At 67.4% G+C, this 19,703-nt stretch carries 10 protein-coding genes and 5 pseudogenes; 7 read left to right on the top strand and 8 right to left on the bottom strand.

Annotated features, from left to right (window positions below; translation table 11 throughout):
- Both AB0D93_RS40525 and AB0D93_RS40520 read right to left on the bottom strand, forming a co-directional pair.
- Positions 1-379, bottom strand: a 379-nt coding sequence (locus AB0D93_RS40525; protein ID WP_362131468.1) for a DUF692 family multinuclear iron-containing protein, incomplete at its 3' end; no start/stop codon positions are given.
- Positions 380-745: 366 nt separating this feature from the next.
- A pseudogene (locus tag AB0D93_RS40520) lies at positions 746-1,309 on the bottom strand (transposase family protein); the annotation flags it as partial.
- Between the two features lie 142 nt (positions 1,310-1,451).
- Here AB0D93_RS40520 and AB0D93_RS40515 point away from each other — a divergent pair.
- The 4 genes and pseudogenes from AB0D93_RS40515 (at position 1,452) to AB0D93_RS40500 (ending at position 4,821) form a co-directional block, all read left to right on the top strand.
- Positions 1,452-1,895 carry a hypothetical protein gene (locus AB0D93_RS40515; RefSeq protein WP_362131465.1) on the top strand — a complete coding sequence of 148 codons (444 nt, stop codon included), beginning with the start codon at positions 1,452-1,454 and terminating at the stop codon, positions 1,893-1,895.
- Between the two features lie 906 nt (positions 1,896-2,801).
- On the top strand, positions 2,802-3,215 hold the full coding sequence (locus AB0D93_RS40510) for an ATP-binding protein (RefSeq protein WP_362131463.1): 414 nt from the start codon (positions 2,802-2,804) through the stop codon (positions 3,213-3,215).
- Between the two features lie 660 nt (positions 3,216-3,875).
- Positions 3,876-3,992, top strand: a pseudogene (locus AB0D93_RS40505) (IS3 family transposase); the annotation flags it as partial.
- Between the two features lie 676 nt (positions 3,993-4,668).
- Positions 4,669-4,821 (top strand): hypothetical protein, encoded by a 153-nt coding sequence (locus AB0D93_RS40500; protein ID WP_362131460.1) that lies wholly within the window; start codon positions 4,669-4,671, stop codon positions 4,819-4,821.
- A 16-nt stretch (positions 4,822-4,837) separates the two neighbouring features.
- On the opposite strand, the pseudogene AB0D93_RS40495 reads toward AB0D93_RS40500, so the two are convergent.
- The 3 genes and pseudogenes from AB0D93_RS40495 to AB0D93_RS40485 form a co-directional block, all read right to left on the bottom strand.
- Positions 4,838-5,844 (bottom strand): annotated as a pseudogene (locus tag AB0D93_RS40495) (IS110 family transposase).
- A gap of 271 nt (positions 5,845-6,115) precedes the next feature.
- Positions 6,116-6,718, bottom strand: a pseudogene (locus tag AB0D93_RS40490) (transposase); the annotation flags it as partial.
- A 177-nt stretch (positions 6,719-6,895) separates the two neighbouring features.
- Entirely contained in the window at positions 6,896-7,054 is a 159-nt protein-coding gene (locus AB0D93_RS40485; protein WP_362131457.1) for a hypothetical protein, read from the bottom strand.
- A 1,203-nt stretch (positions 7,055-8,257) separates the two neighbouring features.
- Between AB0D93_RS40485 and AB0D93_RS40480 the strand changes: the two genes are divergently transcribed.
- The gene (locus AB0D93_RS40480; RefSeq protein ID WP_362131455.1) at positions 8,258-8,902 is read left to right on the top strand and encodes a LysE family transporter; all 645 of its coding nucleotides are present in this window, start codon (positions 8,258-8,260) and stop codon (positions 8,900-8,902) included.
- Positions 8,903-9,678: 776 nt separating this feature from the next.
- Positions 9,679-10,137, top strand: coding sequence for a hypothetical protein (locus AB0D93_RS40475; RefSeq protein WP_362131471.1), 459 nt, complete (start codon positions 9,679-9,681; stop codon positions 10,135-10,137).
- Between the two features lie 78 nt (positions 10,138-10,215).
- On the opposite strand, the pseudogene AB0D93_RS40470 reads toward AB0D93_RS40475, so the two are convergent.
- Both AB0D93_RS40470 and AB0D93_RS40465 read right to left on the bottom strand, forming a co-directional pair.
- Positions 10,216-11,480, bottom strand: a pseudogene (locus AB0D93_RS40470) (ISL3 family transposase); the annotation flags it as partial.
- Positions 11,481-11,692: 212 nt separating this feature from the next.
- Complete coding sequence (locus tag AB0D93_RS40465; RefSeq protein ID WP_362131453.1) at positions 11,693-13,111, bottom strand: amino acid permease; 1,419 nt, start codon at positions 13,109-13,111, stop codon at positions 11,693-11,695.
- Positions 13,112-14,594: 1,483 nt separating this feature from the next.
- Between AB0D93_RS40465 and AB0D93_RS40460 the strand changes: the two genes are divergently transcribed.
- Complete coding sequence (locus AB0D93_RS40460; protein ID WP_362131450.1) at positions 14,595-14,984, top strand: hypothetical protein; 390 nt, start codon at positions 14,595-14,597, stop codon at positions 14,982-14,984.
- Between the two features lie 890 nt (positions 14,985-15,874).
- Here AB0D93_RS40460 and AB0D93_RS40455 read toward each other — a convergent pair.
- Positions 15,875-19,216, bottom strand: a complete 3,342-nt coding sequence (locus tag AB0D93_RS40455) for a PEP/pyruvate-binding domain-containing protein (protein ID WP_362131447.1) — start codon at positions 19,214-19,216, stop codon at positions 15,875-15,877.
- Positions 19,217-19,703: the final 487 nt, after the last annotated feature.

Here is a 19,703-nt window from a genome sequence, read left to right as displayed (position 1 = left end):
TGAGACGTCGAACACCTCTCTCAACGGCACAGGAGCCTCGTGCGTTGCGGGAGGCCACCCTGTCACCCGACCGGTGGCCACTCTGAAAAGGCTCACTGAACCATGGGGCCTGGATGTCTGTGACCAGCTGAGCCAGGGCATCGAGGTACCGGCCGTCGGTGTCTTCCGGCGCGCCGAGCGAGAGTTCCACACCGTGCGGCACGATCGGGAAACGCTTTCGCAGGTCCAGCAGAGTCTCGCGCCGTTCACCGGGCGCGAAAATAAAATGCTCGGTGATGACCTCGAGCCAGTCGATGCGGTTCGCATGATCCCCAATTGCTGCGGCCAGCTCGGCACGGTAACCAAGACCGGAGCCCAGGGAGGGCAGCGTGGACAACATTACATCTCCGTTGGATCGGCCAGCAGCGGAAAGACATACCGGTCGCTACCGTGAGGAGCGCCCCGCCCCTCGTCCGCTGCCCTGACCCTCAACGCTAAGCGCCTCACACGCGCCCCCCCCGATGCGTCCGGCTGTCTCATCGGTGGAAACGGGTGTCCTCTGATCGGTGAGCTCAGCCCCCCGGATCGGCATCCTCGACGGAACCGTGAGGGCCACCGACTGCATCACAACGGATGAGTGGTACTACTCGATGAGGCGCCGCGGTCACGGAATGGACGTGCTGGTCGTGGCCTCCTTGGCCGGAACACCGCTGGGTTCTTACGGGCGTTGCCCGGCCGCACGCTTGACGTGACCGCGACCCGCGTGCCGGGGTGATCCACCGGCGCCCCGATAGCCTGTGTCGGCCCAGCACTTGATGCCGGCCTCGGCCAGGGCGTCGACGATGCCGCGTTCACGGGCCGCGTGGACATCGGGGACGGCGCCGGGCAGCGCTGGTGAGGCCCAGAGCAGCCGACCGAAGGGGTCGGCAATGACCTGCACATTCATTCCGTGCTTCTTGTGCTTGATGCCCGAGTAGAACGGGCGGTCCGCGGCTATGCGGTCGATCGGCAGGAGCGTGCCGTCGAGGATCACGAAGGCCTTCGTCGACGCGGTGCACACCGCGTCGGCCAGCCTGGGGGCAAGGGTGGCCAGGAGCTCGACAGCCTCGGTGACGTAGCGGTAGGCCGTGGCGGTTCCGACGCCGAACCCGGCTGCGAGCTGGGCGTAGGTGTGGCCCACGCGTAGGTGTGCGAGCGTGAGCAGGGACTGGCGGCCGGCGCTCAGACGCCTCCACCGTGAGCCGATCTTGCGGCGGTGCCGCCGCAGCTGCTGAGTAAGGAAGCACAGGGCAGAGCTGGACACGTCGACGCCCGACGGGTAGACAAGCACGTGAAGCCTCTGGTGGAGACGGTTCTCTTGGTCGAAAACCCATCTACCAGGGGCTTCACCACGTTGTCAGCTCAACTGCTGACCTGCACAAGCAGGTTGAAAAAGGTTCAGTGCCCCTCAAAGTCTGCTTCTCGGCTGCGCGGTGTTCTTCTCGGCGGCGGTCGGCGGGGCCGAGGTCATTCTCGCCTCGCACGGCGGCGAGTTGCTGGGCAGCGTACTGGTGAGCGTCTTGTCCGTCGGCAGCCTCGTGGGAGGTCTCGCGGTCGGCGCGCTGTCCCCGGTACATGGGGCGCGGGTTGGCCGGCTGCCACTGCTGCTGTTCTACCTGAGCACGGCGGCGGCCCTGCTCGCGGTATCCGATGCCGGCCAAGTCGTGCTGTCCTTCGTGCTGGTGGCGACCGTGGGTATGGCCTTTGGCCCGTGTTTCGTGGCGCTGTACGGGCAGACCGCGGAGTTCTCACCCGCCGGGACCGCGGCCGAGACGCAGGGATGGGTGGGGGCGGCCCTGCAGGGCGGTACCGCCATCGGCCAGGCCACCGGGGCCTACGCACTCGGTGCCTGGGTTTCGGCGGGGGCATGGCCCTGATCCCCGTCTTCGCCCTCCTCGGAGCGGGGCTGGCCCTCTTCATCGGACGGATTGCGCCGCCGGTCGTGACCGAATGACGGGCGGGCGGGGCGGACCACGTCCGGTGGCGGCAGGCGCCGTGAGCCTGACCGACGAACGTCGCGCGCGAACAGCCCCCGCACCCACAAAAACGGCGGCGTACACAGCCAGGCCATGACCCGGCAAGGCCCCCGATATCGCGGCCGGTGGCTCGTCGTGGGCCGGGGCCGGCTGATGGCTGTGCAGGAGGTGCAGGTACATGCACCGGGTTCCCGCAGGGGGACCGTGCTGGTGGACCCGGAGGGCGGCGGGGCGTGGATGTGCTGCCTGACCGTATCTGGAAGAAGGGTGGCGGAGCGTCAGCGCCTGTTTTACGGCCTGCCGGGGAAGGTGGGAAAGACTTGTCGCCGGTACTGCGGCTGTGTGCGCGGGCGTCTTAGTGGGTTGTGGGCGTGTGCCGGTGTCGGCCCTGCTGTGTCCGTGGCTGCTGGGTTGTCCTGCAGCCAGGCTGTTGAGTGGGTGGGCGTTGTGGTGAGGGCATCTGCGGGGGGTGGGTGTGTGGGGTGGTTCGGGTCGGTCGGGGGTGGTGTGTGGGGTGGTTCGGGTCGGTCGGGGGTGGGTGTGTGGGGTGGTTCGGGTCGGTCGGGGGTGGGTGTGTGGGGTGGTTCGGGTCGGTTGGGAGTGGTGTGGGGTTGTCTGTCCGGTCGGGTGGTGTGGGTGGTGGAGGGGGGTTTTCCTCCTGGTGGTCGGCTGGTCGGGCGAGGCGGGGTGGGTGGCTGGGTTGGCTTACTGGGGGTGGACCGGTGGTCGGGCTCGTGTCGGCGGGAACGTGGCGGTCTTGTATCGGGGCCGGTTCCCGGTACCGGGTCAGGAAAGAAATTGGTAGTGATGATGTTCAAGCAGGAACACGCTGAGCGGTCGTTCACCGCTGTCCCCGAGTCGATCGCGGCTGCGCGGTCGTTTGCCGAGCAGACGTTGGCGGCGTGGCATCTGATGGGCCGCGTGGATGATGTCCAGCTGTGTATTTCGGAGCTGGCGTCCAATGCTGTTAATCACGGCACGCGTGACCGGGGCCTTGATCATGTCTTTCAGGTGCGTATCGATGCTGATGAGAGCGTTGTCCGGGTCGAGGTGGAGGATGATGATCCGGTGAGTGTGCCGCGGGTGCGTCAGGCGCGGGACGGGGACACCGGTGGGCGTGGCATGCTGATCGTGCAGGCGCTGGCGGCTGCGTGGGGGTGGGAGAGTCACGCTCCGGCGGGCAAGGCTGTGTGGTCTGAGTTTGCCATCAGTCCGGCGTGAGGTGTCGGGCGGGCCTGGTGTGGCCGGTGTGGCTGGTGTGGACGGCTTGACGTCCGCTGGTGCGGCTCGTGGTGATGATCGAGTGGTTCCTGTTGCTGGTTTTGCCGGTTCGTTCTCGTTTGGGGCCGGGTCGTCCGCCGTGGTATCTGGCACGGTGGCGCGGGTGGGGCTGCCGCGGCTGTGTCGGGGGCTTGTGCCGTTTTGTTCGGAGTCCGGCGTGGGTGGTCAGTGTGGTGCGGCTGCCGCTGATGGCTCGCGTGGTGGTCGGAGGGTCGTGGCTGAGCCCGGCTTCGGCCGGAATTGCGCTGGTCGTCGCCTTGGTGAGCGGGGCGGTGTTGATCGTCCGGGAGATCGCCGGTCTCCTGGGCGCCGGGCGTTGCATGGCGAACGGCGTCTTGGGTGCTGGGCGCGGGTGTCGTAGCCGGGCAACGGGGGTGCTGGGCTTGCCCGCCTGGTTGCAGAGCGTGCTGAGCGGGTACACCGCGGTGACTCCTGGATGGCCCCTATCGGGCGTCTTTCATTGGGGGAGCCTGCGGTAGCAGGTGAGTGTGGCAGCGATCGCGGTGAAGGCCATGAAGTGTTCGGCCTTGCGTTCATACGTGCGTTCGTAGCGGCGGTGAAGTCGTCGGCCATCCGTCAATTCAGGATCTCGGGTGCTTGGGGGAGTTGCAGCTGGCAGCCGTACGTCATCCCGGCTGCATCGTGGGCTATTCCGTCGATGCCCGGATGCGGTCCCGCCTCGTGGTGAGAGCCCTTGAGTCCGCTGTCGCCCGCCGCGATCACGTGGTGGAGGCGTGGTGCATTCGTACAGACGCGGTTGATGGCCGGCGCACGACGCGGCCCGGGAACGCGGCACGTCCGACCCCGTCGATGTCGAGGCGGTGGCCCGGGTCGCCCTGCGCGAGCCCGACCTGGCCAAGGCTTGCCCGCACGGGCCGAGCCAGGACGCCAAACCACTGGTCGACCATCGGCGCAGGCTGGTGGCCCAGAGCACCGCGATCAGCAACAACTGCGCTGGTTCCTGCACGAACCCGGCGGGGAGCTGGCCGTGCCCTCGGGGTCTGCGCCGCCTGTGCGTCCCGGACGGGCGGGCCCAAGCCTTGATCCATCGTCTCGGGACGCTCGCGGCCATCGCTGCCGACCTGGTCGCGGCTGCCGCTGGCTCTCGGAACGCATCGATGCGCTGGACGGTCGGATGTCGCTTGGACACCGCCCGGGCACCGCAACTGCCGGCGATCCCAGGCTGCGGCGTTCTGGGGGCTGCGGTCATCATCGGAGAGGCCGCCGACGTGGGGGGAGTGGCTGGTCCGCCGGGAAGGGATGCGGTTGGGGGAAGATGTGTGCACGCGGTGTGCCGGAGTATGGGCAGGGACAGTGCGTTGTGCACGGTGGCTATGGCCGGGGCAGTCGGCGACTTGCTGGCCTGCGTGCCTTGTTGGGACGGTGATCGGTTATGAATACTCAGGACGTCTTCGTTGATTTCGATGTGTATATCGAATTCGCAGAGATCAGCGCCGATGCCGGCGCCGACCACGTCGTGGCAGAGAATGCGATGAGCATGGCTGACTGTTCTCCTCCCTGTACTGTGCGCGCGATGGGTGCGTGAAAGGGGGGGAGGTCCGTCATCGAGGGTTGTGTGGGTGTACCCGTCCGCGTTTGAGTTGTCTGTTGCCGCGCCGGGAGGGGTGCTGGCCGCGGATCGAGGAGCCGGAGGCCCGGGTGATCGGGGCGAGGCCGGCGTAGGCGGCCAGGTGCCGGCGGTGGGGAAGGCGGTGCCGTCGCCGACGTCGATGAGGATGCGGGCTGCGGTCCTGACCCCGATGCCGGGCATGGAGGTCAGGACCTGGGAAAGAGGGTGGGCCTCCAGCAGGTCCTCGATCCGGACGGACAGGGCTTTGCGCTGTTCGAGGGCGGCGGCGAGGGAGGAGGCGAGACTGGGGACGATCAGTGCTGCGGCCTCGGTCCCGGGAACAACGACGGTCTGCTCGTCGAGTGCGGTGAAGATGTCGTCCACCAGGCGTTCGGCCATGCGCGGGGCCTTCGGCCGCAGCAGCGTGACCAGGCGGCGGCGTCCGGCTTTGCGGATCTGGGCGGGTGAGCCGTGTCGCTCCAGCAGGGCGAGGACGGCGGGATGGTCCAGGCGGGGGCCCAGGACCTGTTCGGGGGAGGGGTGGATCTGGGTGAGCAGGCCGCGCAGGCGGTTCTTGATGCGGGTGGTTTCAGTGGTGAGGTCGTCGTCGAAGCCGACGATCATCTGCATCTCGGCCGTGGTCTGATCAGCCGGGCGGATGGCTCGGAGCGTGGGCGGCATCGTGCGGGCCGCGTCGGCGATGACGTAGGCGTTCCTCGCGTCGGTCTTGGCCTCGCCTGGATACAGGTCGGCGATCTGACGCATCGTCAGTCCCGGCAAGTAGGCGATCCGGCAGCCCATGTCCCGGGCGGCCGCCAGAGGCAGGGCGTCTATGGAGGCGGGCTGGTCGACCACGACAAGTACGGTGCCGTGCTTGGCCTGGAGCTTGGCGAACAGCTCGCGCGGCTTGGGCTCGGTGTGGGGCAAGGGCTTGTCGAAGGCCTTCTTGCCGGCCGGGGTGAGGGCAGAGGCGTGATGCTCGCCTTTGCCGACGTCCAGACCCAGGTAGACGTTGACGGTCTTGTCCTAATTCACGCGAATATGCTCCCCACCTCCGAACCGTCCCGGCCTGCCTGCGGCATCAGCGTGCCGTCATCCACGTTACGGAGAGCCTGCCTCACCCAGTGCGGGTTCGGCGCCCATGCCCCTGATCAGCGGTCTGCCGATGCCTCCGGGCCCGGTGACAGCACCCTTTCGGTCATGACTGACTGGGCCACAGAATCATGCCGGGACCGGAGGCCGGGAGCCCCGTTGCGGGGCCATGAAGAAGGTAAGGGGCCATCGCCTCCTCGATCCGCGCTGTGAGCCGGTCGATGGCACCGGTGAGCTGGTCGTACTGGTCCAGATACGGCCGGGCCAGGAACGCGTGGTGGGCACGGAAGCGGCCGGTCAGTGCCTCGGTGAGTTCGGGGATCTTGTTGCGGAGCCGGCGCTTGGTCATCTCCGCGAGGAGCTGCGGGTCACGCGCCCCGGCGATGAGGGCCTGCAGCATGGCCCGGCCGGAGACGCCCATGATGTCGGAGGCGACCGCGGCAAGCTTGATGCCGGTGTCCTCCAGCAGCTTCTCCAGCCGCTGGACAACCTGGCCGCGCTCGCCGGTCATCTGGGTGCGAGCCCGGGTCAGATCCCGCAGTTCGCGCACCGGCTGCTCGGGTACGAACGAGGCGCGCACCAGTCCGTGAGCACCGAGCTGTGCCAGCCAGGCCGCATCCGAGACGTCGGTCTTGCGGCCGGGCAGGTTCTTGACCTGCCGGGCGTTGACCAAGATCACGTTCAAGTCCTCGGTCAGCACGTAGTAGTTGGGCTTCCGGTAGTCCGACGTCGCCTCGATCACCATCAGGGTGACGTTCGCCGCCAGCAGGTGATCGCGCAGAGCGGGCACCGCGTGCGTCGTCGATCCCCGGGCCGGTCTTGCCCACCAGCGTCTGTCCTCCGCTCTTGCCCACCATGTCGTGGTTCCGGTGTGCATCGGGCAGCAGCAGGATCGTGTGGTCACGGCCCGGCAGGACGACAGCGCTTGCCCGGACAGCTGCCATTCCGGGGCGGGCCTCTACCTGCCGATCATCGCTTGCCCATCACATTCGGGGTGGCAAGTCGCGAGGATGCTCTCGTAGGTGATGCCGAGTCGGCGCCATTCCTGTGGATCGGTAACGATGGCGTCGGCGTCGACGTACGTGTCGTACCCGAAGAAGGCGTCACTGATGTTCATGGGTGGCTCCATTCGTGTTGTGGGTGTCGTGGCTGATCGTCGACCGGTATGAAGCTGCGCCTGAATTAAGCGAGTCGCGGCCCGCATGCTGGGCCTACGGGGCGTCGCACGAGCGGTGGCCCCACGATCGGCGATGCCCATGACCCGATGGTTTATCGACATTCACGCTATCGGGACGACTCGTTCATGCGTCGGCGCCTGACGGGACCGTCTGGCGGACTGCTGGGCCGGTCACCGCGTTCGCGAGGTCCCTTGGCTTTCTTGACTGGCCGACTCGCACGCCTCGGGGGCGGGGCTTCATCTTGGGCCAGGGCAGCCTGCACCGCTTCCGCTGGAGCAGCAGATAGGTGCCGACGGTCTTGACTATCGGCGAGCTGCTTTCAGTTCACAAGTCCACCAGGGGCGTTACGGCTTGGACGTTCATATGCGGGCCTGAGATCCGACCCAGTTCCTCGACGGTGCCTTCCTGGCGTGAGATGCCCTTCGTCGAGGGTGAATCCTGGCCGTGCGCCATCCATAGGTGCAGAGCGTCTTGGCATCGTTACTCGTGCGTCTGTCGCTTTCCAAACTGCCAGCCGACTCGGCCGGCCAGCATCCTTTAGGCGGAGGGGCGGTGGACGCATCCACGTCGCGTCCCTGAAGCGAGGTCGAAGGTGCCCTGCGGATGTATCACTCGGCTCCCTGACCGGCGGGGACGTGTCAGCCGGCCGGCACTCATACGCGACGTGGTGCGCACGGGGTGCGTCGGACTGCACCGCACCGGTTTGTGCGCCCGCCCGGCCACGCCGAGACTTCGGGCACGGTGGGCTTTGCTGATCGGAGGGATGCATCGTCACCCGCTGGTTGGGGCGATCGGTTGTTCTCGTGCAGCAGGCTGCGCACGAGTCTTGGCACATGGACGAGCGTTTCGTCGAACGGTTTAGGGACACGGTCGCCGGTGCAGGTATCGCGCGCCCCCGGGTGCGACGCAGACCACGCCCCGGTCAGTAACCGTGTCGGCCAGTCGCCGATGTCGACGTCCGAGCTGTTTCGGGAGATGTCCTCGAGGCATCGCGCCGACGGACATCTCGTGCTGAACGGGGAATCGGACTTCTTCCGAGTTCCTTCAGGTCACCCAGCTTGCCGCCCGGGGCGGGCACCGGCTGGGCGAGGACGGATGAAACGCGTTGGGGCAATCACGTCGGATGAACGGAATCGACCACCATGGGTACTGCGGCACCACTGATCGGCGCATATACGTTGCTCATAGTGAGTCCCGGACCTGACTTCCTGGCCGTCTTCAAGGCCTCTGCCAGCCGATCCCGCATCACCGGACTATACGTCGCCGCTGGCATAGTGACCGGGATCACGGCCTGGGCCCTGACCGGCCTGCTCGGCGCCGCCACACTCATCGACCACTGCAGATGGCTCTACATCACGGTGCGAACCGTCGGCGGGCTCTTCTTGGTGTACCTGGGCGTGTGCACCACCCTGGCCGCGCGCCGTGCTGAACAACCGGGAAAGGCCGAGGGCATTGGTACGACTCCTCGGACGCGCGGTGGTCGGGAACCAGGACGTGCCGTCCAAAGCTGGCGGCTCGGTCTGGCGACGAACCTCACCAATCCCAAACAAATGACCTTTTTCGGTGCTGTCTTTGCCACTCTCGTCCCTCAGGTAAACCTTGGCCATAAGACCGTCCTCTTTGTTGTCATGCTGGCCATAGCCGCAGGCTGGTACGGCGTGGTCGCGGTGCTGGCATCTCAACCTGTGGTCACGCGGGGGTATCAACGGGTCCGTCGGGGAGTGGACATGACCATGGGGCTTCTCTTCGTCTGCATCGGAGGCGCCCTTATTTCCGGCTGCGCATAAGCACTTGAGTCTCTTCACGTCTGGATCACGAGCCGCGTCAAGGGCTGCAGAGGATGACAGGTGTGTGAGCTCTTTCCCCCCTTGGTTGTATGGGTGCCCAATGCCCGCCCCCATCATGACCTGGCACAAGCCCCCCTCGCCGTGGGCCTGCTCAACCGTGATACGCACCCAAGTCCTCCAGCGGCGAGAACCGGTCGGATTCGGCTATGCGCGGGTACGTCGGTCGCTCGACAGCCGACCGTGTCGTCGTTGTGACGCACCATCGATCATGGTGACGCTCGACCGAAGGCAGCCCTGAAGGCGATGCCCGCTCTCGGAGCTGGCTCCGCCCCTGCCCGCGCTCGTTTGTCGGACCGACCGACAGAGAGTCCTCGGCGTCGGCCCGGCTGGTGCCAGCCCCAGGACGCACCCGACGATGGATTCGCCCGGGTGCGGTTCCCCTTTTTGCAGAAGAGGGGGAGATCGTTCACGCCGCGTTGCACCCCGCCGCTGCCAAGGCACGCGTCACAGCCACCATTGCTCGGATGCGGGCACCCCCGACGTCGTCCGGGTCCGACCTCATGGCAACGTCGTCGTCGCAGCTCGAGCCGCCCGGGAGGGGGATGGCATCCGGTAACGGCTGGCAGGAGGCACACGCTCGACAGGGCTGTGCCTGCCGGGTGTGAGAGGCGTGGTGGCCAGGCGGCGGCCTCTGCTGATCGGAGGGATGCATCGTCACCCGCTGGTTGGGGCGATCGGTGATTCTGGTGCGGCAGGCTGCGCACGAGCCTTGATACATGGACAAGCGTTTCATCGAACAGCTCAGGGACACGGTCGTCGGTAGGGGCATGGCTCGCCTCCAGTGCGACGAATACCGTGTCACGGTCAGTAACCGTATCGGGCAGCCACTGGTGCTGACGTCCAAGGCTGTCTCGGGAGACGTCGTCGAGGCTCCCGCCGACGGACATGTCCTGCATGACGGGAAGTCGGACTTCTTCCAGGTCACTGCCATTCGCTACCCATGGGAATCCGGCGCGGTCTCGATCGGATACCGGCCGGCCGACGCTTGCGTCGGCTTCACCCTGGTCGTCGCACCGCCGCAGGCCGACGGAACCGGTGCGCTCGTCGAGGGCCCCGGCTGCACGGAGCTGGCCTGCACGGTGGAGGAGGACACAACCGGCGGCACCGTCATCACTCTGCAGCGAGCACCCACATCGGGTACCCATGCCCTTCGGCCCCGGCGGCGTGAGCCCTGAGCGAGCGTCTTGTTGCGCTCGCCCCGTTCCGGGTGAAGTTCCCCCCGTGGGGCGTGGGGCGAAGTCCCCGATGCCTGCGGCCAGTTGGGTCATCTCGGGGCAGGCGGCGGTGAGTTTGGCCAGGAGCTCGTGCTGGTCGGCTTTGAGGTTGTCGGGCCTGATCAGCAGCATCCGGGCGAGTCGACGGGGCAAGATATGGCCGCGGTCGGCGTCCGTGCGGCCTTGGTTGATGTACTCGTGCAGAAGGTTCAGGCAGCCCGTGAAGCCGAGGGTCTTGATCTCTTCGAAGAGGTGCAGGATTGGGACGCCGGGGTCTGCAGTTCGACGTTTGCGCAGGTGCTCGCGGTAGGGATCGACCAGGCTGGCACGGTACTTGGGGACGCGGAGCATGCGCTCGGGCCGGTCTGCTCGGGCGTACCGTTTGACGGTGTTCAGGGCCAGTTGTAGGCGGCGGGCGCATTCGAGCAGGCCCACGCCCTGGTCGAGCAGGCCATGGACCTGGTGCCAGCGTTCGAGGGTGGTCTGGGCCCGGGGGCCCGTGGTAAATCGGCGCGTCCAGTACGGGTGGCCCAGCAGGCGCTGTGTGCCTTGACCTCGCTGAGGGCGGCTTCGCACAGGTTCTTCCATAAGTGCCAGCGATCACCGACTTGCACCGTGTCAGGCAGGCCGCGGCGGATAGCCTCGGCATAGGTCGCCGAGCCGTCAGGGCACACGACCTCGATGCCCGGATGCTCGCGCAGCCACGCTTCCAGTGTGTCGGCCGTGCGGCCGGGCAGCACGTCGATCCGCTCGTGGGTCTCGGCATCGATGATCACAGTGGCGTAGCGGTGGCGCCGGCGCAGAGCGAAATCGTCGACGCCGATCACACGGGGCACCCGCCTGGTGGGCAACGGCATCCTCAGCAGGGCGCGTAGGGCCGTGTGACGTGACAGGCTCACCGCAAGTATCGCCAGCAAACGCGCCCCGCCCCGGCCCGCCAACTCCTTGACCACAGCCTTGACTTGCCTGGTCAGGCGGGTCGTACGCCGCTGGTATCGGTCCAGCACTCCGGGCACCTGTTCGCGGAAGGTGTGCAGGCAGCCGCGGGTGGGACACACCAGACGCCGCGCCCGCACGCGGACCACCACCCGTCGTTCATCGACCGGCACGTCCGCGACGGTCCGCCAGTGATAGCCGTGCACGCGTTCCGACGAAGCTCCGCACACCGGGCAAACCGCGGTGTCCGGCGAAGTCCGTGCCCGCACCAAGATCCGCTCACCTTCGTCGGCCACATCCTCGATGACCAGCGGGGACAGGCCCGAGAAGACCGTCTGCACAAGCTCGTTGACACCCATCACGCGAATGCCAACGACCTATCACGACGCTCCGTCACCACCGAATGCGAGACAGGGCCGAACGATTTGCAATCCCCCCTTGTCGCTTGCGTTTGTGACACGCGGAGCTGTCTGCCCCCTTTCCGGGGGCATCTCCTGGAAACGGGCACAGCAACCCCGTGGCCTGTGCGTGGCGAGTGACCCGTCGAGGTACTCGATGCCGGCCGGCGGAGCATCCGGGTTCAGTCCAGCTTTTCCAATACCGGCTGTTTGCACTCGGATATCTGCGGCATGCGATCTTTCAGAACGAGCCAGCTGCCGCCGAGTACGAGTGCCCAGAGGCCCATCACGTACAGGCAGACGCGGGTACCTGCGTCTGCCGCGATCAGGCCGGTGACGAAGAGTAGGAAGACAAGGGCCACCCAGCTGTTCAGCGCGCCGCCTGGTGCCGGGAAGGGCGAGGGGGACAGCCGGCCGGCCCTGAAGGCGCGCCGGTAGAGGAGATGGCTGATAAGGATCATCAGCCAGAGCCAGATACCGCCCGCGGTGGCGACGGAGACGACATAGTCGAACGCCTTGTGCGGAGTGACGTAGTTCAGCCCCACGCCGACGCCCATGATGAGCGCGGAGACGGCGATGCCGAGCACCGGAGTTCTGGTGGAGGACAGTCTGGAGAACACTCGCGGAGCCTCGCCGTGGTCGGCGAGGGTGCGCAGCATGCGTCCGGTGCAGTACAGGCCAGAGTTGCATGAGGACAGGGACGCGGTGAGCACCACGAAGTTGACGATGCCGGCGCCGGCGGGGATGCCGATGACGTCGAGCATCTTCACGAAGGGGCTGACGCCTGACGAGAATCGGGTCCATTTCACCAGGCACAGGATGACGGTGAGGGCACCGACGTAGAACAGCATGATGCGCCAGGGCATGGTGTTGATGGCCTTGGGGAGGGTCTTTACCGGGTTCTTCGACTCGCCTGCGGTGACACCGACCAGCTCGATGCCAAGGTAGGCGAACATCACGCCCTGGAGCGTCATGAGGGAGGAGCCGATGCCCTGGGGGAAGAAGCCGTCGAACTGCCACAGGTTGGCGACGGACGCGGTGTCACCGGCGGCGCTGAAGCCGAGAGTGAGCACACCCAGACCTATCATGATCACGCCGATGACCGCGGTCACCTTGACCATCGAGAACCAGAACTCCAGCTCACCGAAGATCTTGACAGAGACAAGGTTGGCTACGAACAGGACCACCAGGAACGTCAGCGCCGTCACCCACTGCGGGATGGACGGGAACCAGTAGTTGACATAGATCGCGGCGGCCGTCAGCTCGGCCATGCCGGCCACCACCCACATCAGCCAGTAGGTCCAGGCCGTGAAGTAGCCGAAGAACGGGCCGAGGAACTCGCGGGAGTACTCCGCGAACGAGCCGGAGACGGGACGGTAGAGCAGCAGCTCGCCCAGTGCCCGCATGATGAGGAAAGCGATCACGCCAGCGAGGGCGTACATCAGGATGATGCTGGGACCGGCCTTGGCGATGTTCGCCCCGGCGCCCAGGAACAAGCCGACGCCGATCGCACCGCCGATCGCGATCATCTGGATGTGGCGGCTGCCGAGCCCGCGATCGTAGCCCTGCTCTGCGTCGTCGGCGGCCTTCTCGGAGGTCATCACGGGTGGGTCCTACTCCGTGTCGGGCGGCCACGACCGGGCTTCGCTTCCCTGGCCGGCTTCTTGTGCGTGCATGCGAGCCATCGTGTCGCGTGGGCTGCAGCCCCGCCCATCCACCGACCGGACCACAGCGAGGTGGGCATACACAGCGGTCGCAGCCTGGGTACTCCAGGGTGCGGGCGCAGCCCACCGCACAGGAGCGACCCACATCGCGGGCCATAGCCGACAAGCACAACAGCAATCCACGCTCCTGTGCCATCGGACGGGCCTGAGTCAGAAGCTGACCTGGGTCGCGGATGGGGTGGGCGCAGGGTTTCCGGACAGGGCTGACTTGGTGGTTGTCCCGGTGGCGGAGGTGGCCTCGCTCAAGTAGTGCGTCGGCCGTGACCGCGCCGCTGTTGCTGAGGCGTCGGGGGCGGGGTTTGGTTCAGCGGCCGCCTGCGTGGGGCACGTTGGACCATCTTGTCCGGGCTGTGTTGTGGGCTGGGTGGTGGGGCTGCTGCGGTCCCTGTCCGGGTCGGATCCGAGATTGGCGAACGGGCTGGCCTGGTTGGTGGTCACCGCGTTCGCTTATGGCTTTGGACTTGGTGCGGCGTAGGCCGCCGGGCACATCCGTGCTGTTTCCGTGTGTGTGAACTGGCCGCGATCGTTGAACGGCGATGCGTGCCGAAGTACCTGGCCTGTGTCGGAGGTGGCGTGGTCGACGCCTGCCTCGGCTTCGGTCTGGTGTGGGCGTGGGGTGATGGGTTGGTGGCGGCGGTGGAGGGTGGCGTCTCATGGACGCGGAGACAAGTGGTGTGCCTCATACGGGTAGGGGGAGGGTCCACCGGCTGGTCCTCTCATCGTCGGATGCCGGTCCTCGCGGCCAGGGCACACACTGGGGTCACTCCGCTGCGACATCGCACGGTGATGTGTCCGTGTGTCTGAGGACGGTTGCCGGCCAACGAGTCTGCGCGGCCGAACAGTTTTATGCGCGTACATGTCGCCGATCCGCCGGGGACAGACCACGAGTGGCTGCCCTTTCGACCACAGGCGTTCCAAGCAACGATCTCCTGTGGGCTGGTCGTGCCCTCGCCCTGCGAAGAGCGGCGCACCTCCCTTCCCGAACGAAAGGATAAAAATGCGAAGGCTCACGCTCGGAGCTGCCCTTACGACATGCACGCTCGGCATGGTGGGTGTCCTGGGGATGTCCCTGCCCGCTCAGGCGGCGACGAATGCGTCTCCGCCTCCCACCCCGGCGAAGGCTCCACCGGCGCCTGTCACCCCGGCGAGGGTTCCGTGGGCGCCTGTTACGCCGGCGAGGGTTCCGTGGGCGCCTGTTACGCCGGCGAGGGTTCCGTGGGCGCCTGTTACGCCGGCGAGGGTTCCGTGGGCGCCTGTCAGGCCGGCGAGGGTTCCGTGGGCGCCTGTCAGGCCGGCGAGGGTTCCGTGGGCGCCTGTCAGGCCGGCGAGGGTTCCGTGGGCGCCTGTCACGCCGGTGAAGGTGTCCAAGCCCGCCGTGCCGGTGTCGAGCAACGGTGTCGGTAAGCGCCATGGGCTCGATGTGCGTCTCGATGAGAAGGTCGTGCATCGTAACGGTACGGGCCGGGATTTCGGCGGTGACGGGATCGCCTATTACCAGGGAACGACCAAGGAGTTCGGCACCTTCACGTTTCATGTGAACACGCAGGATCGGACCGCTTGGGAGGACATCGCGACTCCTGAGGGCACCATCCATCTCAAGGGCACGGGCGGGCAGGCCGGGCAGGGTGCTTACATCTTCCAGGTCGACGGGAGGACGAGCACGGGCAAGTACAAGGGTGCCACGGGCACGGCCGAAAGCCGTGTGTCCGTGTCCAGTCGGCTCATGACAGTGCATCTGATGCTGGATTAGCACAAGGGTGCACAGGCACCGGGCGGCTCCCACTGACGGAGCTGTGTCGCTGATCGCTTTCCTGCGGCCCTGCGGCTCTCGATGGCGCAGGGCCGCAGGGTCGTAGCAGGCGATCGTGCACCGGGGTGGCGGCGTCGGCGCGCAGGCCTTGCGGGCGGTGGGTTTGCACCGCTCGCACGGGTGCGTCGACATTGCCGACCTTCGCCCCGGCATTTCCGCGGGGCGGGTGTCTGCTTGTGCTCCGCCGCGATCGATGCGGCCGGCGAGCGTGTGTGGGTGAACGGGCATGCTGCCACGATCTTCATGATCGCCTGGCAGTCGGCGGGTGGCACGCTCTGGGTCATGCCCGGCTCGCGGTGCGGGACCAGCAGCCGTAGGTGGGGCCGGGGCCGAGACGCGCTCCCGGAATCCGCGTGTCGGGTGCGTTCGTGGACGACGTCGCTACGGGGTGGGTCGCCTCGTGTATCTGCTGGGTCTGCGGCGGCGGATGGGCGCGGGGCCTGCCCGTCCGGGTTCGGCCGTGGTGTGGATGCATTCGCGATCGGTGATGTCGGTGTTGCGGGTGGGGGGTTCTTCGGGGGCGGGGTGTTCGGCAGCCGGGTCTCGATGGTGTGGTGTAGCAGGTGGAACTTGGGCTGCAGGGTGTTGAGGTGGTGGCTGTGGGTTGTGGGGTCGTGGCGGGGGTCTGCATGGTCGGTCGTCGGTTTTGGGGGGCGGGGGCAGCGCGGGTGCATGTGTAGCGGTGAACGGGCGTTTTGGGCTTTGGTGTCACGGGGTCTGTTGTGTGCTTGTCAGGGGTCCGGGCTGTCTGTGCTCTGTTTGAGGGGGGACGCTCCCGCTTGGTGTGTTGCTGGACTTGGTGGTTGGTGCGGTGGTGCGGCAGGGGTGTCTCATGCGGCAAAGGGCCTGATTTGTAGGAGGTGGAGTTGGTGGGTGGGGGTGAGGAGCCATTCGATGTCGAGGGTTTGGGTGTGTGTGGGTCCGGCGTGGAAGTGTCCTTGTAGGAGGCGTCCGGCGAGGGCGAGTGTGGTGAGGTGTTTTTTGATGTTGGTGTCGACGTCGTGGTCGGCGTCGCCGAGGTGTGTGGTGTGTCCGCCTCCCTCGATGGTGTTGTAGAGGTGTTGGATGGGCAGGGCGGAGCCGCTGACCACGTGTTGGGGTGAGCCGGGGGTGAGGTGGATGGTGACGTGGCGGTAGTCGTCGGGTTGGGTGGTGTTGCAGGTGGCCATGACGCCGCCGTAGGCGGCTTGGTGGTGGCGGTGGATGAGGACGCCCATGTAGGTGTGGGTGGGGTCGATGGCGGCGTGGTGGCGTAGTCGTACGCTGCGGGGGGAGAACAGGGAGGCCCATACGCGGCGTACCGCGTCGGCGAGTTGTGCTTCGCCGGTGACGTGGGGGACGGATTCGTAGAGTCCGGCGGCACAGAATCCGGGGAGGTCCTCGGCGTTGGAGGAGGACCGGACGATCAGCGGTGCGTTGTTCGGCAGGTGTCGCTGTGTGATGTCTCGTAAGTCGCGGAGCATGTCGTTGGGCAGCGGGGTGTGGCGTATGAGGATCTGCAGTTGGGCGCAGAGGGTGTCGATGGTGTGGAGCGCTTCGAGTTCGAGGGCCATTTTGAGCTTGCCGATGCGTTGCTGGATGGCGGGGGAGTGGGCCAGGAAGCGTTCTTGCCAGGCGAAGGGCAGTGCGATGCCTTCGGGGGTGCTGATGGTGCGGGACAACAATGCGCGGGCGTGGTGGGCCAGTTCGGTCTCGCTGGTGTGCGGGGGTGCGCCGAGTCGCTGGGCGAGGTGGTCCAGGAGGTGGGCGTGGGGTGCTCTGGGCTGGGTGTAGAAGCCGGTGAGGTGCGGGGAGCCGGCGGTCAGCACGTGGTGGAGCTCGCCCAGATGGGCTGCTTTGGTGCCGTAGGCGGACCGGTCGTCGGCCCGCAGCTGGGAGAGCGGGGCGGCGTGGAGGTGTTCCATGCGGGGTGTGCCGATGAGGACGTGCCGTGGCGGGTGGGCGGGTGTGCGCCGGCCGGCCGGCTTTTCGGCCCGGGTCAGCTCGGCACAGTCGTCGGTGACGGTGTAGTGCACCCAGGTGTTGTCGAGGTGGTCGGTGGTGATGCGGTCGGCGATGTCGCGGATGACCGCGTTGGGGATGTCCCAGCCGGCGGCGAGGATGTTGGCGTGGGACAGGGGCGTGGTGGGCAGGGAGCTGATCAGTCCGGCGACGTGCGGGATGCCGTCGGGTATCACGGGCATGGCGAGGATGTCGTAGTCCTCGATGCGCCCGTGTTTGATGGCCGTGCGGTACTCCTCCTGCGAGGCGAAGTAGCGCAGGCGTCCGGTTGCCTCACCGGTGTTGAGTGCCGCGTAGTCGATGTCGGTGTAGAGCTGGTGCCAGGCGATACGGGCGATCTCGTCGTCCGGGACGTCGGCCAGCGCCGCCTCCTGGCCGTGGTTGGCGGGTTTGAGGAACAGGGGCAGTGAGGCGTCCAGCCGTGTGCGGATGAAGGTGTAGAACTCGCTGAGCAGGTCGCGGCCCATGGTGTCGGACGCGAGGGTTTCCAGTACCAGGAACGGACGCTGCTCGGCGTTCATGTCGGCGGCCTTGTCGTGCAGGCAGAGCGTGCCCAGCAGGAACCGGCGTCCGGGATCGTGGTAGAGGCTGTGGCTGAAGGCGTCGAGGTCGGCCTGGACGTCGGCCCACGCCGTGCCCAGGATCCGTTCGGCGATGTAGGGGGAGTGCAGGGCGTATTCGGTGCTGTCCAGGATGTGCCACTGCTGTTGTTCACGGTCGACGACGACTTTGACGTAGGGGCGGCCTTGGAGGATGCCGCACAGCTGTCTGAAGCGGGGCAGGTCCAGGGCGTCGGTGTGAGATGCCGGCTGCGTACGGCGCGCCTGTGGCAGGCGGCTGCCGGTCTCGCGCATGATCCGCCGGTAGTCGTTCAGGAGAGTGTGCGGGTCGCGAGCGGTGAGGTAACAGACGGCCGGCCAGGTGTCCTCTGCTGCCGGACCGTCGTGGGCGGGCAGGGGGTATGTGTGCGGCGCGGACGGTTGCGGTACCGGTTCGATCGTCGATGTGTGGGAGAGCAGAGCCGGCCAGGGCAGGGCCGCGAAGTCCCATGTCTGGGCCTTGGTTTGGGGCCGCTTCTCGCACCAGGGCCCGAGGGCCAGACAAGCGGCCGCTCCTTTGCCCCGGGTGGGCATCCGCCGGGGGTAGGCGACGGTTTCGCCCAGCAGTTGCCGCACCAGCATGCCGGTCATGTCCATGCCGAAGACGTCCTCGGCCTGACGCGCGGTCAGCATGGGGCCGAAGCAGGCGGCGATGCCGGTCACCCACAGGGCGCCGTCGGGGCCGAGGGTGAGTGTGGTGTGTGTGGCGCAGGTGTCCAGCCGCAGAGCGTCGACGGCCTTGCGTGCCGTTTTCTCGATCTTCCGCTGGAGGATCTCGGCAAGCCCGGCCGGCGTCACGCTGGACGGCCGGGCGTGGGACGCTGGTGCCGGCAGGGTGGCGTTGACGCACAGCGGATGGTAGGTGCCGCCGGCGACGATGCCCTCGACGCTGACCTCGTCGCCCCAGCCCGGCTGCTTGAACCAGCCCTTGCTGGTTGATGCGACGACCTCTTCCAGGAGGAAGCGGTCCCCTTCATCAGGATGCGCCCCACCGGGCTCGGTATGCCCGTGGCGGGCCGGCCTGCACACACGCGCGGCACCCTGCCGCAGCGCCTCGAGAGCTTCCTCGACGGTGCAGACGGTGACCTGCGCCCCCGTTGTGGGGCCTGCTGCCGGTGTCAGCAGCAGCGGCGGGCGCAGCGAGGCGAATGCATCCCGCACGTCCGCTTCGTCGTCGACCGCGGCGAACGCCGGCGTCGGCACCCCGGCCGTGTGCCACACCGAACGCATCATGTGTCTGTTGTGGGCCGCCTCAACGCGGGGGCCGGCACCGGCCAGGCCCAGGATGCGGCAGGCGCGGGCGACCGCCACGACGGCGCACTCCGAGAGGGTGAACACCGCATCGCACGCCGCTTCGCGGGCATGCCGGACGATGATCTCGACGAGGTCGTCCCCGTCCGGCACGTGAGCCACCTGCACGAGCGAGGCGCAGTCGGGCATAGGCAGGTCCCGGTACGCCTGCGGCAGCTCACCGAGTGCCAGCACATGCACATCGGCATGCGCGGCCGCCCTGGCCAGGGTGTGATCCAAAGGCGGGCCACCGAACGCGTACACGTACAGCACGGAACTCATAGGCTTCTCCCGGGAGTTGAGCGGACGCCAGGGATTTCTGCGCGCAGGGCCTTGCGCAGCAGTGCCTCGCCACTCATCGCATGTGACGACGGCAAGCCAACCACGCGCAGGTTGCTGCCATCGCCCGCACAGGCGGCGAACCCCTTTGGCATTCGCCAACACACCTGCCCGCGCCGGGCCGCCGGCCCTCCTGCACCACGCCCCCCGGGCGGCGCGCGCCCTGCGGGACGGCCGCTACGGTGCCTTCTTTGCCCGGCCCGCCCCGCTCGCGTGCCGCACCCCTCGTGTGCCCGCACCGGTGTCCTTTTGCGTGAAGCGCCGCCACCTGCCCGCCCTCCCGCCCGGCCCGCTCAAGAGTGCAGGAAGAGGAGTTCGTGGCTCCGGGGGCCGGAGTGTGGCTGACTGCACGGGGCGCAGGCCTGGTGCCGGGCCGCGCTGTGGGCCCGGCACCAGGCGCGCCAGGGGGGCTTGCCGCCGGCGCTCCGAG

It is taken from the genome of Streptomyces sp. NPDC048191 (genome assembly GCF_040652655.1).
Taxonomy (GTDB): Bacteria; Actinomycetota; Actinomycetes; order Streptomycetales; family Streptomycetaceae; genus Streptomyces.
Note: the sequence above shows the minus strand (reverse complement) of the source record. Positions and strands in the feature narration are given on the sequence as shown.

Bases quoted from the DNA above. Each gene is read 5' to 3' on its own strand.
- AB0D93_RS40510 (WP_362131463.1), top strand. From the start codon at position 2,802: ATGATGTTCAAGCAGGAACACGCTGAGCGGTCGTTCACCGCTGTCCCC.
- AB0D93_RS40500 (WP_362131460.1), top strand. From the start codon at position 4,669: ATGAATACTCAGGACGTCTTCGTTGATTTCGATGTGTATATCGAATTC.
- AB0D93_RS40485 (WP_362131457.1), bottom strand. From the start codon at position 7,054: ATGAACATCAGTGACGCCTTCTTCGGGTACGACACGTACGTCGACGCC.
- AB0D93_RS40480 (WP_362131455.1), top strand. From the start codon at position 8,258: ATGGGTACTGCGGCACCACTGATCGGCGCATATACGTTGCTCATAGTG.
- AB0D93_RS40475 (WP_362131471.1), top strand. From the start codon at position 9,679: ATGGACAAGCGTTTCATCGAACAGCTCAGGGACACGGTCGTCGGTAGG.
- AB0D93_RS40465 (WP_362131453.1), bottom strand. From the start codon at position 13,111: ATGACCTCCGAGAAGGCCGCCGACGACGCAGAGCAGGGCTACGATCGC.
- AB0D93_RS40455 (WP_362131447.1), bottom strand. From the start codon at position 19,216: ATGAGTTCCGTGCTGTACGTGTACGCGTTCGGTGGCCCGCCTTTGGAT.